This is a genomic window from Sphingomonas montanisoli (assembly GCF_008274695.1).
GTDB lineage: Bacteria > Pseudomonadota > Alphaproteobacteria > Sphingomonadales > Sphingomonadaceae > Rhizorhabdus > Rhizorhabdus montanisoli.
Window position 1 is genome coordinate 846282 of sequence record NZ_VTOU01000002.1, and the last position, 16538, is coordinate 862819.

At 66.5% G+C, this 16538-nt stretch carries 11 protein-coding genes; 10 read left to right on the forward strand and 1 reads right to left on the reverse strand.

Annotation, left to right across the window (positions count from 1 at the left end; translation table 11 throughout):
- Positions 1-72: 72 nt before the first annotated feature.
- The 3 genes from guaD to FYJ91_RS09875 are packed head-to-tail and all read left to right on the forward strand — an operon-like array spanning position 73 to position 2949.
- Entirely contained in the window at positions 73-1365 is a 1293-nt protein-coding gene (gene guaD / locus FYJ91_RS09865) for a guanine deaminase (RefSeq protein WP_219822574.1), read from the forward strand.
- On the forward strand, positions 1362-2378 hold the full coding sequence (locus FYJ91_RS09870; RefSeq protein ID WP_149522069.1) for an adenosine deaminase: 1017 nt from the start codon (positions 1362-1364) through the stop codon (positions 2376-2378). The genes guaD and FYJ91_RS09870 overlap by 4 nt, the downstream gene beginning before the upstream one ends.
- Positions 2379-2433: 55 nt before the next feature.
- The gene (locus tag FYJ91_RS09875) at positions 2434-2949 is read left to right on the forward strand and encodes a phosphoribosyltransferase (protein WP_149522070.1); all 516 of its coding nucleotides are present in this window, start codon (positions 2434-2436) and stop codon (positions 2947-2949) included.
- Here FYJ91_RS09875 and FYJ91_RS09880 read toward each other — a convergent pair.
- On the reverse strand, positions 2946-3572 hold the full coding sequence (locus FYJ91_RS09880; protein ID WP_219822575.1) for a TetR/AcrR family transcriptional regulator: 627 nt from the start codon (positions 3570-3572) through the stop codon (positions 2946-2948). The two genes, FYJ91_RS09875 and FYJ91_RS09880, sit on opposite strands and share 4 nt — an antisense overlap.
- A gap of 184 nt (positions 3573-3756) precedes the next feature.
- Here FYJ91_RS09880 and FYJ91_RS09885 point away from each other — a divergent pair, with 184 nt between their 5' ends.
- The 7 genes from FYJ91_RS09885 to addA all read left to right on the forward strand — a co-directional run bounded on the left by FYJ91_RS09885 (position 3757) and on the right by addA (position 16489).
- Positions 3757-4878 carry a purine-nucleoside phosphorylase gene (locus FYJ91_RS09885; RefSeq protein WP_181008426.1) on the forward strand — a complete coding sequence of 374 codons (1122 nt, stop codon included), beginning with the start codon at positions 3757-3759 and terminating at the stop codon, positions 4876-4878.
- A gap of 106 nt (positions 4879-4984) precedes the next feature.
- Positions 4985-8260, forward strand: coding sequence for a TonB-dependent receptor (locus FYJ91_RS09890; RefSeq protein ID WP_149522072.1), 3276 nt, complete (start codon positions 4985-4987; stop codon positions 8258-8260).
- Positions 8261-8359: 99 nt separating this feature from the next.
- Positions 8360-9088, forward strand: coding sequence for an RluA family pseudouridine synthase (locus FYJ91_RS09895; RefSeq protein ID WP_425474001.1), 729 nt, complete (start codon positions 8360-8362; stop codon positions 9086-9088).
- Entirely contained in the window at positions 9075-9488 is a 414-nt protein-coding gene (gene arfB / locus FYJ91_RS09900; RefSeq protein WP_149522073.1) for an alternative ribosome rescue aminoacyl-tRNA hydrolase ArfB, read from the forward strand. The genes FYJ91_RS09895 and arfB overlap by 14 nt, the downstream gene beginning before the upstream one ends.
- 7 nt (positions 9489-9495) lie before the next feature.
- Positions 9496-9990 (forward strand): GAF domain-containing protein, encoded by a 495-nt coding sequence (locus tag FYJ91_RS09905; RefSeq protein WP_149522074.1) that lies wholly within the window; start codon positions 9496-9498, stop codon positions 9988-9990.
- 35 nt (positions 9991-10025) lie between these two features.
- Positions 10026-13055: a double-strand break repair protein AddB gene (addB, locus tag FYJ91_RS09910; protein WP_181008427.1), complete on the forward strand. Its 3030-nt coding sequence runs from the start codon at positions 10026-10028 to the stop codon at positions 13053-13055.
- Complete coding sequence (addA, locus tag FYJ91_RS09915) at positions 13052-16489, forward strand: double-strand break repair helicase AddA (protein ID WP_149522075.1); 3438 nt, start codon at positions 13052-13054, stop codon at positions 16487-16489. Before addB ends, addA begins: the two co-directional genes overlap by 4 nt.
- Positions 16490-16538: the final 49 nt, after the last annotated feature.

Below are 16538 nucleotides of genomic sequence, written 5' to 3' on the forward strand. Positions count from 1 at the left end.
GCGGGGACCCATCCAGTGTCATCACATGGGAAAGCTTTGGATAGGCCCCCGCCTACGCGGGGGTGACGAACTGTGATCGAGGCGTTCCGCGCCGAAATTCTGGCCGTCCCGGACGATCCGAGGAACGGCGCGTCTATCGTCCATCATGCCGATGGGTTGCTGGTGGTCGAGGACGAGATCGTCGTCGCGATCGGTGATCATGCCGATCTGGCGGGACGATTTGCCGACGCGTCGGTTACGCATTTCCCCGGCAAGACGATCGTGCCAGGCTTCGTCGATGCTCATGTCCATTATCCGCAGACCGAACGGATCGCGGCGCATGGGGCGCAACTGCTGGACTGGCTTGATCGGCATATCTTCCCGGCCGAGACCGCTTTCGCCGATCGCGATCATGCCGATGCGATTGCGGGCTTCTTCCTCGACGAACTGTTGAGGAACGGCACGACCAGCGCGCTCGTCTATGCGACGGTTCATCCGGAATCGGTCGATGCCTTGTTCGAAGCCGCGCTGACCCGCGACATGCGGATCGTTTCGGGCAAGGTGTTGATGGACCAGGGCGCGCCCGACGGGCTGCGCGATACCGTGGAGACCGGGCGGGCCGACAGCGAGGCGCTGATCGCCCGATGGCGCGGGCGGGGGCGGCTGCGTTATGCGGTGACGCCGCGCTTCGCGCTGACGTCGAGCGACGCGCAACTGGCGAGCGCGGGCGAACTGGTCGCGGCGCACCCGGACGTGCTGATGCATACGCATCTCGCCGAAAATCTGGGCGAGGTGGCGGCGGTCGGCGCGCGTTTCACGACGGCGAAGGACTATCTCGACGTCTATGATCGCTTCGGGCTGGTCGGCGATCGATCGGTGTTCGCGCACTGCATCCAGATGGACGACGACGCCTTTGCGCGCATGGGGGCGAAGGGCGCGCATGCCGCCTTCTGCCCGACGTCGAACCTGTTCCTGGGATCGGGCCTGTTCGATCTGGAGAAAGCGTGCACGCATGGTGTCGGCGTCGGGATCGGCACCGATATCGGCGCGGGGACCAGCTTCTCGCTGCTCCATACATTGGGGGAGGCATACAAGGTCGGCCAGATGCGCGGGGTGAGCCTCGATCCGTTCCGCGCGCTCCATCTCGCGACGGTCGGCGGGGCGAGGGCGCTCGGCATCGCCGATCGGGTGGGGGCGCTGAAGGTGGGGCAGGAGGCCGACTTTGCGGTGCTCGATCCATGCGCCACGCCGCTGCTCGCGCGGCGGACAGCGGGGGCGTCGCTCCACGACAGATTGTTCGCGCTGCAGATCCTGGGGGATGACCGCGCGGTCGCCTTCACCTATCTGGCGGGCAAACTCGCCCACCAACGGGATCATATCCGATGAACCTCGACGCCTTCGTCTCCGGCCTGCCCAAGGCCGAACTCCACCTCCATATCGAAGGCAGCCTCGAGCCCGAGATGATGTTCGCGCTGGCCGCACGCAACAAGGTCGAGATCCCGTTCAAGAGCGTCGAGGAGGTGCGGGCGGCATACGAATTCTCGAACCTTCAGGACTTTCTCGACATCTATTATGCTGGCGCGAACGTTCTGCGCAGCGAATGGGATTTCTGCGACCTCGCGACCGCCTATTTCGATCGCGCCGCCGCCGACAATGTTCGTCACGCTGAGATATTCTTCGATCCGCAGACGCATACCGATCGCGGTATCCCGTTCGACGTGGCGATCGATGGCCTGCTCGCGGGGATGGCCTCGGCAGAGGCGAAGCACGGCCTGACCTCGAAGCTGATCCTCTGCTTCCTGCGTCACCTCGACGAGGAAGCCGCCTTCGCGACGCTCAAGGCCGCCGAGCCCTGGCTCGATCGCATTGCGGCGGTCGGCCTCGACAGTTCCGAGTTGGGCCATCCGCCGTCGAAGTTCGAGCGTGTCTTCGCGCGCGCCGGCGAGATGGGGCTGCTCCGCGTCGCGCATGCGGGGGAGGAGGGGCCGGCGGACTATGTTCACGAGGCGCTCGACCTGCTCCACGTCGATCGGCTCGATCATGGCAATCGCAGCTTGGACGATCCGGCGCTGACCGCACGACTCGCGCGCAGCGGCATGACGCTGACGGTCTGCCCGTTGTCGAACCTCAAGCTGTGCGTGGTCGACGACATCGATGCACACCCGATTGAGCGGATGTTGCGCGCGGGCCTGCGCGCGACGATCAATTCCGACGATCCGGCCTATTTTGGTGGTTATGTGAACGACAATTACCGTGCGCTGATCCCCGCCGGACGGCTCGACGCGAAGGACTTCGCACGCCTTGCCCGCAACAGCTTCCTCGGTTCCTTCCTGCCCGACGATGCGGTGGCGAAACATTTGGCGGCACTCGATGCCTATGTGACCGCTACGGACGCTTGATCGACGGGCAATCCGTGCGCATAAGCCCCGCTTTCCGTCGCCTTCGGAGATCATGATGCCGACCCTGACCCCCGTCGAGCAGGCCGAGTTCCTGACCGCCGTCCATTATGTCGCCGCCCGCGTGAAGGAGAGCAACTGGGAGCCGAGCTTCATCATCGGCGTCGGCCGTGGTGGCCTGACCCCGGCGGTTTATCTGAGCCACGCGACGAGCATCCCGATGCTGTCGGTCGACTATTCGTCGAACGTGCCCGACTTCGCGGCCGAACTGCTCGTGAAGCTCGCCAAGCGCACCCAGACGGGGGAGCGGCTGCTGTTCGTCGACGACATCAACGATTCGGGCGGCACGATCACCCATTTGCGCACCGGGCTGTCGGCGGCCGGCGCGGTGGCGGACAATGTCCGCTTCGCCGTGCTGATCGACAACACGATCTCGGCCGAGCGCGTCGACTATCGCTTCCGCATGATCGATCGGTCGCAGAACAAGGACTGGTTCGTGTTCCCGTGGGAAACGGTGTCGACGGTCGACAAGATCGTCGAGGATTCGGAAGTGGTGCCGGAACGGCTGGCTTAAGGCCGCACCCAAGCGCGCAGCAGATCGATGCTGTGGGTGAGCCATGCGGCACGCCAGTCCGCGCTGGTCAGGTCCACGCCCAACACGTTGGACAAGGTGTGGCTGTTGGCGAGGTGAAAGCGGCTCAGCGCCGTGATCGTCACGTAGAGCTGCACCGGATCGATGCCTGCGCGCATCACCCGCTTCGCCTCCCCCGCCGCGATGACGCCCGAGAGCCGTTCCTTCAGCCGCTCCGCCGCCTCGGGCACGCTGTGCGACTGGCGCAGGAAACGGCCCTGCATCATGTTTTCGGAGCGGATCAGCCCTTCGAGCAGCGGGTTCTTTTCGAAATAGCCGAAGGTGAAACGCAACAGCGCCTCGACGCTGGCCAGCGGATCGGCGGAGTCGAGCACGACCGCAGCCTCCTTGGCGCGCAGATCGGCATAAGCCGCCTCGATCACCGTCAGGTACAGTGCCTGCTTGTTGCCGAAATGGTGGTAGAGGAGGCGAATATTGCAGCGGGCGGCAGCGGCGATCCTTTCGATACGCCCGCCCGAAAAGCCATGCGTGCCGAACTCGCGCGTCGCCGCGCGCAGAATCGCGGCGCGCGTGCGATCGGAGTCGCGCTTTCGTGGTTCGCCCACTTGTGTTGCCGCATCTGCGATGATGTCACCCCCGTTACGAACACTATAATGTTGCAATGCGGCAACCGTAAGTAAGAATCCTGTTACCTCGTCTTGCGGACGGTCACACTTATGTTAGGATCGCCCCAACCCGCGCATGACGGGAGTAGGGGAGAGGGCGCCCGCAGGGGAACAAGGGGGCCCAATGGAAAAGGTTTCGCAGCGCAACACTCTGCGCCGTCATTTGTTGGCGGCTGCCGCGCTGTCATTCGCGTGGATCGCACCTGCGCACGCGGCCGAACCGGCGCCTGCCGCTCCGCTTCCGATTCGCATGGTGATCGTCACCGCGTTCGAGGTCGGTGCCGATACTGGCGACAAGGCTGGCGAGTTTCAGGCGTGGGCGACCGTGATGCCCGACAAGATCGCTTTCCCGATGGGGTTTCGCGATCTGCGTTATGACGCGAAGAAGCAGGCGCTGCTGTTGTCGACCGGGGTCGGCACGAATCGCGCCGCCGCGTCGACGATGGCGCTCGGCCTCGATCCGCGTTTCGACCTCAGCAAAGCCTATTGGATGATCGCCGCGATCGCGGGCGTGAACCCGAACGAAGCGTCGCTCGGCTCCGCTGCCTGGATCGGCGACGTGATCGACAGCGATTATGGCTATGCGGTCGACGTGCGCGAGGCGCCCAAGGGGTGGACCGCAGGGCAGTGGCCGCGCGATCGATCGGCGCCCTATCAACTGCCGCGTTCGCCCGAGACGAGCTACAACCTGTTCCCGGTCAACAAGGGGCTGCGCGACTGGGCCTATACGCTCACCGCCAACGTGAAGTTGGCCGACACGCCCGATCTGCAGAAGATGCGCGCGACCTATACCGGCTTCCCCAAGGCGATGGAGCCGCCCAAGGTCATCAAGGGCGACGAGATTACGGGCCAGACCTTCTGGCACGGCGCTTTGCTCAACGCGCATTTCGAGAAATGGACGACCTATTGGGCGGGTGACAAAGCCCGCTTCGTGATGACCGCGATGGAAGATTCGGGCGTCATCCAGTCCATCAAGATGCTCGCCAAGTCGGGCAAGGCCGATCCGCAGCGCGTGCTCGTCCTGCGCACCGGCAGCAATTATTCGATGCCGTCGCCCGCGTCCGGGCTGGGCGCGGCGGAAAGCCTGAATTCCGAGAATTCGGGCGGCTATTCGGGGCTTCAGCCGTCGCTGGATGCTGCCTTCATCATCGGCGGCAAGGTCGTCGACGAGATTACCGACCATTGGGACCGCTATCGGGATACGGTGCCGGGCGTCGCCGCGGGAGGGGCTTCCGCGGGGCCATAACCAGGCCACGATATTCCAGGTCGTCCGCAGGGGGATGGATCGAGGGCAGGACGCCAAAGGCGCCACCCGAAGATCGGACCAGGGATTGCAAAAGGGGGACTGAAACATGCGTCATTATTTGAACGCAGGCGCGGCGGCCATCGCCATCGTCGCCTGTTCGACTGCGGCTTACGCGCAGGAGACCACATCGTCGATCCGCGGCACCGTCCTTTCGGCGGGCGCGCCGGTCGGCGGTGCCAGCGTCACCGTGACCCACGTTCCGTCGGGCACGACCGCAACGGCGACCACGGGCGCCGACGGCGGCTTCACGGCTTCGGGCCTGCGCCCGGGCGGTCCGTTCACCGTCGTCGTCACGGCGGCCGGCTATGCCGACTCGACTGTCACCGACATCAACCTGACCGCCGGCCAGCCGCTGCGCTTGCCCGTCGAGCTGGCGACGCAGGACGCGATCGTCGTCACCGCCGCGAGCATCCGCGCGACCGAGCTGTCACCCGGCCCGATCACCTCGATCGGCCGCGAACAGATCGCCACGATCGCGTCGGTCAGCCGCGACATCCGCGACATCGCCCGCCGCGATCCGTTCGCGACGATCGATCCGGGCCAGAGCCGCGGCGTCATGATTGCGGGCCAGAATGCCCGCCTGAACAAATTCTCGGTCGACGGCCTCGGTTTCTCGGACGATTTCGGCCTGAACGTCGGCGGCCTGCCCACCTCGCGCGGCCCGGTGCCGCTCAGCGCGATCGAGCAGTTCTCGGTCAAGGTCGCGCCCTATGATGTCTCCGAAGGCAATTTCCAGGGCGGCGCGATCAACGTCATCCTGCGTTCGGGCACCAACAAGCTGACCGGCGAAGCCTTCTACACCTACAACAGCGACAAGCTGACCGGTGACAAGATCCGGACCGGCAAGATCAATCTCGACTTCAAGTCGAAAACCTACGGCGGCTTCCTGTCGGGCCCGATCATCAAGGACAAGCTGTTCCTTGCAGTGTCCTACGAACACCTCAAGGAAGGCACGCCGATCCAGATCGGCACCGCAGGCTTCCCCAACGTCGTGCCGAACCTGACCGACGCGCAGATAACCAACATCAGTACGATCGCCAAGGCAGCCTATAACTACGACACGCTGGGCGTTCAGCAGTCGACGATCGAAACCGACGAGAAGTGGACGGTCAAGGCAGACTGGAACATCACCGAGGGACACCGCCTCTCGGCGACCTGGATCCACAACGACTCGAACAACAGCTCGACCGCCGGTTTTTCGTCGATCGTCGGCACGTCGCCGGTGCTGGGGCTCCAGTCGAACAACTATAATCGTCCGGAAAAGGTCGATTCCTACGTCAGCCAGTTGATCTCCGATTGGTCAGACAGCTTCCACACCGAAGTCCGCGGCAATTATCGCAAATATGATCTGACCCCGCTGCCGTTCGGCGAGTTCAATTTCGCGCAGATGCAGGTCTGTCTCGACCCGACCGCAGCCGCGCAGCAGAACGGCGCCGCGAACACCAACGCGACCCTCTGCTCGCAGGGTTCGACCGCAGCGCCCGGTGCCGCGCGCCTCTATTTCGGGCCGGACCAGTTCCGCCACTTCAACTATGTTCGCTACAAGCAATATGGCGGCGATACGGCAGTCCGGTGGGAATATAAGGACTTCTCGTTCAAGCTGACGGCGGCTTACAGCCACTTGGATGTCCAGAACGCCTTCCTTCAGAACGCCTTCGGCAACTATTATTTCGACTCAGTTGCGGACTTCCAGGCGCGCCGGGCCGGCAGCCTTGCGCTCGGCGGTTCGATCACCGGCAACCTGAACGATGCGCTCGCGAGCTTCCAGTATGATAGCTACACGATCGGTCAGCAGGTCGCCTGGGATCCCAGCCCTGATCTGAACGTCACCGCCGGCTTCCGCACCGACATGTATGGCGGTCTCACCCCGCCGCCATTGAACAGCTTCTTCACCGCGCGCTATGGCTTCTCAAACCGTGCGACGATCAACGGCAAATATGTCATTCAGCCGCGCTTCAGCTACACGTGGAGCCCGCTCGACAAGCTGACGGTCAAGGGTGGCGTCGGCCTGTTCGCGGGCGGCTCGCCCAACGTGTTCCTGGGCAACAGCTACTCGGTGTCGGGTGTCGTGCAGAACAGCTTCACGATCTCGCGCAACCTGAACGGCGTCGGCTGTCAGGGTGGCATTTCGGCTGCGCTCTGTTCGGCCGCGCTCGACAATGTCGACGGTCGCACGCTCAATCCGCTGGTGCAGTCGTTCCTGCGCACCAACACGGCGTCGCTGTCGCTCGCCAACGTCAACGCGCTCGATCCCGACTTCAAGCTGCAGTCGACCTGGAAGGCCAACTTCTCGGTCAGCTACGATCATGACTTCGACAACTTCCTGGGGTCGGGCTGGACCGCGGGCGTCGATCTGTACGGCAGCAAGGTCAATTACGCGCCGATGTATCAGGATCTCCGTCTGCGCCAGATCGGTACGGCGGCGGACGGTCGCGCGCGTTACACCTCGATCACGCCGACCAGCGCCAATACCGATCTCTATCTGACCAACACCCGCATGGGCCACTCGCTCATCGGCGCGGTCAGCTGGAACAAGCACTTCGACTACGGCATCGACGTAGGCGGCACCTACACGCGCCAGAGCGTGAAGGATCTCAGCTCGATGAACGGCACGACCGCTTCGGGCACCTATGGCCAGAACCCGGTGATCGATCCGAATCGTGCCGCCTATGGTCGCTCGATCTACGAGATCAAGAACAGCTGGAAGCTGCACCTCGATTTCGAGCATGAATATATCGATGGCTACAAGACCCGCCTGAATATCTTCGCCGAGCGTCGTTCGGGCATTCCGTACAGCCTGACGATGAACGACAGCGTTCAGACCAACAGCCACGGCAACGTCTTCGGCACCGCCGGCAGCTCGAACCGCTACCTGCTCTATGTGCCGAACGTGTCGAGCATCACCGCCGATCCGCTGGTCACCTATGACTCGACCGCGACCTTCAACAACTTCGCAGCCTTCGTGACCGCGAACGGGCTGAAGCAGGGCAAGATCGCGAAGAAGAATTCGCAGACCGCGCCGCATTGGGACAAGATCGATCTCCACATCGATCAGGAAATCCCGCTGCCGATCGTTTCGACGGGGAAGATCACGGTCTTCGCCGATCTCGAAAACGTGCTGAACATGCTCAACAAGAACTGGGGTTCGCTCCGCCAGGTCTCGTTCCCCTATCTCGCATCGGTGGTGAACGTCGCTTGCTCGACGACCGTGGGCAACAACTGCACCCAATATCGTTACTCGAACTTCTCGAACCCGGCGGTGGCCAACCAGGGCCGCGTCTCGCTGTGGGCGCTGCGTCTGGGTGCGCGCGTCGGGTTCTGATCACGACGAAGCCGCATGCCCCGGTTCGCCGGGGGATGCTTCTGGGCCGCCTCTCCCGACAGGGAGGGGCGGCTCCCTTTGTTGGGCGGGTGGGGATCGATGGTTCGACCGCCCGACATGCTCGACACGAAGGGGCAGAAGCGTCATAGCCCCGAAATGCTGGACGGACGCATTCTCTTCATCGACGCCGAAGCGATCATCATCGACAAGCCTGCGGGGTTGCCGGTCGATGCGCCGCGCGACGGATCACTGAGCGTCGAAAACCACCTCCAGTCGCTCAGCTTCGGGTTCAAGCGCTGGCCGCTGCCGGTCCACCGGCTCGATCGCGACACGTCGGGCTGCCTGCTGCTCGCGCGCACGCCCAAGGCGCACAAGCGCTTTCAGCAGGTGTTCGAGGAGGGGACGGTCCAGAAGGTCTATCTCGCGGTCCTCGACGGCATCCCCGAGGCGAGCGAGGGCGTGGTCGACATGCCGCTTACCAAGGTCTCGACCCGCGAGACGGGGTGGCGGATGGTGGCGAGCCCCAAGGGCAAGGCGGCCACCACCACATGGCGCACCGTGGCGACGCAGGGCGGCCGCGCGCTGGTCGAATTTCGGCCCACCACCGGCCGCACCCACCAGATCCGCGTCCACGCCGCGAGCGGGATCGGCGTGCCGATCCTGGGCGATCCGGTCTATGGCCGCGAACTGGCGCATCTGATGCTGCTCCATGCCGCCTCGCTGTCGGTGCCGCGCGAGGGCAAAAGTGCGGCCGCCGCGACCGCGCCGATGCCCGACACGTTCAAGGCGCTCGGCTTCGGCGATGACGCCAAAGATGCCAAGGGCTGACGCGCCGGCGCTGCCCGAAAGCGCGATCGAGGAACGCTTCCTCGCCGCGACCGGGCCTGGCGGGCAGAACGTCAACAAGGTGGCGACCGCGGCGCAGATCCGGCTCGATGTCTTCGCGCTCGGCCTCGCGCCCGATGTCTATCGCCGGCTGAAGGTGCTGGCGGGCAGCAAGTGGACGAACGAGGGCGAGATCGTCATCACCGCGCGCAGCCACCGCGCGCGCGAAGCGAACCGCGAGGATGGCCGCCGCCGCCTCGCCGAACTTGTCGCTGCAGCCCGCGTCCGCCCGGAAAGGCGGGTCAAGACCAAGCCCAGCAAGGCCGCCAAGGCCAAGCGGGTTGAAGCCAAGACCTCGCGGGGCCAGATCAAGCGTGGCCGCGCGCGGCCGAACCTGGAGTGATCCCTCGATGTACGAATTCGCGGCCAAGGCTGGCTCGGACAAGCAGACCCTCTATGCCGACCTGCTTTCGGCGATCGGCGCGATTACGGCCGACGAACGCGATCCCATCGCCAACATGGCCAATGCCGCCGCTCTGATCTGGGAATTCCTGCCCGATCTCAACTGGGCGGGCTTCTACCGCGTCGACGAAGCAGGCACGGACCTCGTCCTCGGGCCGTTTCAGGGCAAGGCGGCGTGCATCCGGATCGAAAACGGGCGCGGCGTATGCGGCACGGCGATGGCCACGCGCGAGATACAGTGCATCGAAGACGTCCACGCCTTTCCCGGCCACATCGCCTGCGACGCGGCGTCGGCCTCCGAACTGGTCGTGCCGATCGAACATGAGGGACGGTTGCTAGGTGTTCTCGACCTCGACAGCCCGATTCCGGGCCGCTTCGATCATGACGACGTTGTCGGATGCGCCGAACTGATGGCGGTGCTGGGTCCGCGCATCGCGGGGTGACGATCGGCGTTGGGGCGACTAGCATTGTACCGTCCATGCCCGCCGTCTTCACCATTCCCGCCAACCGTGCCTTCGCCGACGCGCTCGCCGCCGGGTTGATCGCGCTGACCAAGGACGAACCGCTGGGGCTGGCGCGGGCGACGTTGTTCGTGCCGAGCAATCGCGCGGGAAAGGCGATTTCGGATGCGTTCGTAAGGCGGGCCGAGGGTGGCTTGTTGCTTCCGCGCCTGATCGCGGTGGGCGATCCTAATCTCGATGAGCGGCTGGGCGGGCTGTTCGATCCGCTGCTGGCCGAGCCGGTGCCGCCCGCGATCGATCCGGTCGAGCGGCAGTTCATCCTCGCGCGACTGGTGAGCGAAGCCCGCGCGCTGGCAGGTGAACCGATCGAGGGGGCGGAGGCGGTGCGGCTCGCGGCCGACCTGGCCCGTACGATCGACGAGCTGACGATCGAAGGGGTGACGACCGCCGATCTCGCGGGCGCGGTCGACAATCCCGATCTGTCCGATCATTGGCGGCGCGCGCTTTCGGTGCTGGAGGCGGTTGCCGATCGCTGGCCGGGGGAATTGGCGAAGCGCGGTCAGATCGACATGGCGGATCGGCGCAACCGGCTGTTGCGCGGGTTGGGTCAGCGTTGGCGCGATGCGCCGCCTGCGAGGCTGGTGGTCGCGGCGGGCATCAGCAGCGGCGCGCCGGCGGTGGCCGAATTGCTCCATGTGATCGCGCGACTGCCGCTGGGGATGGTGGTTCTGCCGGGTGTCGAAGCCAGCGGGCCTGAGGCGGAGTGGGACGCGCTGGGGCCGTTTGCGCGCGAGGACGGTGTTGCCCCACGCCGTTCGATCGAGACGCATCCGCAATTTCAGATGAAGCTGCTGCTCGACCGGCTGGGCGTGGCGCGCGGTGAGGTTCAGCGGTGGCGCTGGGGCGGGCGGCGCGACGCAGCGGCGGTGCGCGCGCGGGCGATTGCGAATGCGATGGCGCCGGCCGAGTTCACCGACAAATGGGCCACCCTGCCCAATGCCGAACGCCGTCTGTCGGGCGTGCGCGCGATCGAACTCGCCAATCCGGCGGAAGAGGCGCAGGCGATTGCGATTGCCCTGCGCGGCGCGATCGAAACGCCTGGGCGAACGGCCGCTCTGGTGACGCCCGATCGCGCGCTCGCGCGGCGCGTGGCGGCGCATCTGAAGCGCTGGGACATCGTGGCGGACGACAGCGCGGGCACGCCGCTGTCGCTGACGCCTGCGGGCACATTGTTGCTCGGTATCGCCGAGGCGGCGGCGGAACGCTTTGCGCCGGTGCCACTGCTGGCTTTGCTCAAGCATCCGCTGGTGATGAAGGGGGACGAACGGCTCGACTGGCTGGAGGGTGCGCGTGCACTCGACGTCGCGCTGCGCGGTCCGCGGCCGGCGCCGGGGCTGGGCGGGGTGACGGCCTTCCTGCTCGACGGCGATCGCCATACGGCGTGGAAGCGCAAGGCGGCGCTGGGCTTCTGGGGCGATGCGCGCAAGCTGCTGGAGCCGCTTGAACGGGCCTTCAGCAATCCCTCCTCCCCCCATCCGTTCGTGTCGAGCGAAGTCGAGACACGTGGGCTGGGCGCTGGTGAACGTGTCTCGACTTCGCTCGACACGAACGGAACTCTTGGGGGCTACTTAGCCGCGCTCCGCGAAGCCGCGACCGCGCTCACCGGCGATGCCGCCTGGGCAGGGCCGGACGGGCGCGCGGCGGCGGATATGATCGCAGAGCTGGAGGCGGCGGCGCCGCTCGGCCCCGAACGCTTCGATCCGGCCGGGCTGGTGCCGATGCTGCGCGGGTTCATGGATGCCAATGCTGTGCGGCCGCCGCAGGGCGGGCATCCGCGCGTGTCGATCTGGGGTTTGCTCGAAGCGCGTCTGCAGCAGGCCGATCTGATGGTGCTGGGCGGGCTGAACGAAGGAGTCTGGCCAACCCTGCCGAGCCCCGATCCGTGGCTTGCGCCGCGCATCCGCGCCGAACTGGGCCTGCCGGGGCTGGAACGGCGGATCGGGCTGTCGGCGCATGATTTCGCGATGGCGCTGGGCGCGAAACAGGTGATCGTCACCCGCGCCCGGCGCGATGCGCGCGCGCCGACGATCGCGTCGCGCTTCTGGTTGCGGCTCGAGGCGATGACCGGCGGCATGACGCGCGATCCCGCGCTGCGCAGTTGGGCGGGCGCGCTCGATCGCACGCCTGAGGTGCCGCCTGCGCGCCGCCCCGCGCCGGTGCCGCCGGTCGCCGATCGGCCGAAGGAGATCGCGGTCACCAAGCTCGATCGGCTCAAGGCGGACCCTTACGCTTTCTACGCCGACGCGATGCTCAAGCTCTATCCGCTCGACGCGGTCGATGCGGATCCGACTGCGGCGTGGCGCGGCACGGCGGTCCATGCGGTCCTCGAAGCGTGGATGAAGGAGGATGCGGCCGATCCCGAGCAATTGCTGCCCCGCGCCCGCGCGATGCTCGATGCGATGGCGGCGCATCCGGTGATGCGGGCGCTTTGGGAGCCGCGCTTGCTGGAGGCGATCGGGCAGTTCGCCGATTTCTTCCGCGACATGAAGCGCGAGGGGCGCCGTCCGCTCGTCGCCGAAGTGAAGGGGACGGCGGCGATTTCGGGCGTCACCTTGAAGGGCACGGTCGACCGGATCGATCGTCTGCCCGACGGCGGCCTTGCGATCGTCGATTACAAGACGGGCACGCCGCCCAAGGGCAAACAGGTCGCCGCTGGATATGCGATGCAGCTGGGCCTGCTCGGTTTGATCGCCGAGCGGGGCGGGTTCGAGGATGTGGACGGCGTGCCCGCCGCGTTCGAATATTGGTCGCTCGCGCGTGACATCAAGACCGGGTTGCTCGGCTATACCTCGTCGCCGGTGGGCGGGCGGAACGGGATCGACCCGGCCGACTTCATGCCGCTGGCCGCATCGACCTTCGCGGAGGCGGTGGAAAAGTGGCTGCTGGGGCTGGAACCTTTCACCGCCAAGCTTCACCCTGAACATGCGCCTTATGGGGATTTTGATCAGCTGATGCGCCTCGACGAATGGTATGGGCGGGGCCAATGAGTCGGCGGCTGAAGCCCCTGATGCCGTTGATGGCGCAGCAGCGCGATGCGTCCGATCCGGGGGCGCTCGTCTGGCTGTCGGCATCGGCGGGAACGGGCAAGACGCACGTCCTGACCGCGCGGGTGCTGCGCTTGCTGCTCAACGGCGTTCGGCCCGAGACGATCTTGTGCCTGACCTTCACCAAGGCGGGCGCGGCCGAGATGGCCGAGCGTATCCACGGCCGGCTGGCGCATTGGGCGCGGCTCAAGCCCAATCTGCTCGCGCAGGACCTGTTCCAGCTGGGCGAGGCGCATGGCGATGAAGCGGTTGCCCGCGCGCGCAAATTGTTTGCGCGGGTGCTGGAGGCGCCTGGCGGCGGGCTGCGGATCCAGACGATCCACGCCTTCTGCCAAACCCTGCTCGCGGGATTCCCGGCGGAGGCAGGGTTGGTGCCCGGTTTCCGCCCGATCGAAGGGCGCGAGGAGGCGGCGCTGGCGCGTTCGACGCTGGCGACGATGCTGGCCGATGCGACGCAGGGCGGCGATCTGCCGCTGATCCGCGACGTGCAGACGCTCAGCCGCCGGCTGGGCGAGGACAAGGCCGAAAGCTATCTGATGGACTGTGCGCGGCGGCCCGATGCGATGCGGGCGCTGGGCATGCGCGAGGGGATCGAGGCGCGGCTGCGCATGGCGCTGGGCGTGCCGATCGGCGATGTCGAGAGCGTGATCGTCGATCGGTGCGCGGAACTCGACATGGGCTGCTTCCACGCGATCGCGCAGGCCAATGGCGGCTGGGGAACGGCGACGGGGTTGAAGGATGCCGACCGGGTGGTCGCGTTCATCAATGCGGGCGCCGCAGCGCGGGCGGCGATGCTCGACGACATCATCGGCGTGGCGCTGACCAAGGACGGCTCCCCGCGCAAATATTCGCAGAAGCTGATCGACGCCGAGCCGCTCTACGTCACGCATTGCGAGCGCCTGGTCGAGCAGGTGCGCGCGCTGATCGAGCTGCGGATGAAGGCGGCGCTCGCGGCGTTGCTGGGCGCGGCGCTGCGCGCAGGACAGAGCTATGCCCTGGCCTACGAAGGGGCGAAGCGCGCCGGTGGGCTGGTCGACTTCGACGATCTGATCCGCGCGACCGTGCGCCTGCTCGATACGCCGGGCATGGGCGAGTGGGTCCGCTTCAAACTCGATCAGCAGACCGACCATATTCTGGTCGACGAGGCGCAGGATACCAACCGGTCCCAATGGGACATTGTCGAGGCGCTGGCGGGCGAGTTCTTCGCGGGCGAAGGCGCGCGCGATGCCCGCGTCGTGCGGACGATGTTCACCGTCGGCGACTTCAAGCAGGCGATCTTTGGTTTCCAGGGCACCGACCCCCGCGCGTTCGAGCGCGCCCGGATCGCGTTCCAGCTCAAGGCGATCCGGGGCGAGCGTGAGTTTGCCGAACTGTCGCTCGATCGCAGCTTTCGTTCGACACCGCCAGTGCTCGAACTGGTCGACCGGATGATCGCCGATCTGGGCAGTGATGGGCTGGGCCTCCAGCAGCTTGCCGAACCCCACATGTCGGCGCGGTCGCATCTGCCGGGGGTCGTCACCCTGTGGAAGCCGCTGTCGATCGAGGCGGTCGACGATGTCGAGGATGCCGGCGAGGAAAGCTGGGAGAGTGATGCGACCCGCGAGTTCGCGACCCGGCTCGCGCGGCAGATCAAGCTGTGGCTGGCCGAGCCGCTCTACATGCCGGGGCTGGGAAGGACGCTGCGGCCTGAGGACATCCTGGTGCTGGTGCGGCGGCGGGGGAGCCTTGCCTCGCTGATCGTCGCGCGGTTGCATGCCGAGGGGGTTCCGGTGGCGGGCGTCGATCGCCTGCGGTTGAATGCGCCGCTGGCGGTGCGCGATCTGCTCGCGGCGGTGCGCTTCGCGTTGCAGCCGGGGGATGATCTTAGCCTCGCATCGTTGCTCGTCTCGCCCTTGTTCGGGTGGAGCCAGGAACGGCTCTACGAGGTCGGCTTCGGGCGCAAGGGCGCGCTGTGGAAGGCGGTGCGCGACAGCGGGGACGATGCGGTCGCGATGCTCGACGATCTGCTCAACCAGGCCGATTTCACCACGCCCTATCGTTTCCTCGAACATATGCTGACCGGCCCGATGCAGGGTCGCGCGCGGCTGATCGCGCGGCTGGGGCAGGAGGCACGCGATCCGATCGAGGAACTGCTCAACGCTGCGCTCCAGTTCGAAGGGGTGGCAACCGCCTCGCTTCAGCGCTTCCTCGACTGGTTTGATCGCGGCGATGTCGAGATCACGCGCGATCCGTCTGCCCCCGCCGATGCGGTGCGGGTGATGACGGCGCATGGCTCGAAAGGGCTGCAGGCGCCGCTCGTCATTCTGGCCGATGCGACCGGCGATCCGGACGCGAACCGCGGCGCCACGCTCGGCTGGACGATCGATGAGGACATGCATCCCGTCCCCGTCCCGCGCCCCAAGAAGGATGAGATGGTCGACGAACTGCGCCGCGACGCTGACGATCATGCCGCGCGCGAGGCGGCCGAACATTGGCGCTTGCTCTATGTCGCCGCCACGCGCGCCGAGGAGCATCTGGTGATCGGCGGCGCGCTGGGCCCACGTGCCAAGGGCGTGCCCCCGTCGCGCAGCTGGTATGGCGCGATCGAGGCGGCGATGACCGGGGTGGGCGCCGAGCCGGTCGAGGACGAGCTGTGGGGCACGGCCAGCCATTTCCGCGGCAGCGCGCCGTTGGCGGCGGGCACGCGCAAGGAACCGAAGCCGCGCTCCGAACTGCCGGTGATCAGCGAACCGGCCTGGCTCCGTATCGGCGCACCGCGCGAGGAGAGGCCGCCGCGTCCGCTCGCGCCGTCGTCGCTGGGGCCGGACGAGGTTGCCGATCCGCCACCGACGCCTGCGATGCGCGCGGCGGGGCGGCGCGGCTCGCTGCTCCATGCGCTGTTCGAGCGGTTGCCGGGCGTGGCGCCGGCCGATCGGTCGGGCGCTGCCGAACGCTGGCTGGAACATTCGGCGGGCGTGGCGGATGCCGATGAACGCCGCGCGCTGGTGGCCGACGCCTGCGCGGTGATCGATCATCCCGCTTTCGCCGCCGTCTTTGCCTCCGACGCCCTTGCCGAAGCGCCGATCGCAGCGGTGGTCGACGGCGATGTGATTGCGGGCACGGTCGATCGCCTGCTGGTGTCGGCCGATCGCGTGCTGGTGGTCGATTTCAAGACCGGGCGGCGGGTGCCGGGTTCGGTCGAGGCGGTGCCGATACATCATCTGCGGCAGATGGGTGCTTATGCCGCCGCGCTCGCGACCATCTTTCCGGGGCGACGGATCGAGGCCGGGCTGCTCTACACGAGCGGGCCTGCGCTGATCGTGCTGCCGCCCGACGTGCTCGCGGCGCACAAGCCGGGCTTTAGGGGGGCGGAGCAAAAGCAGGCGTCAGGCCGTTGAGCGTGACGCGGACCCGCCTTACATCGTTGCGGTAACGAAGGAGTTTTCA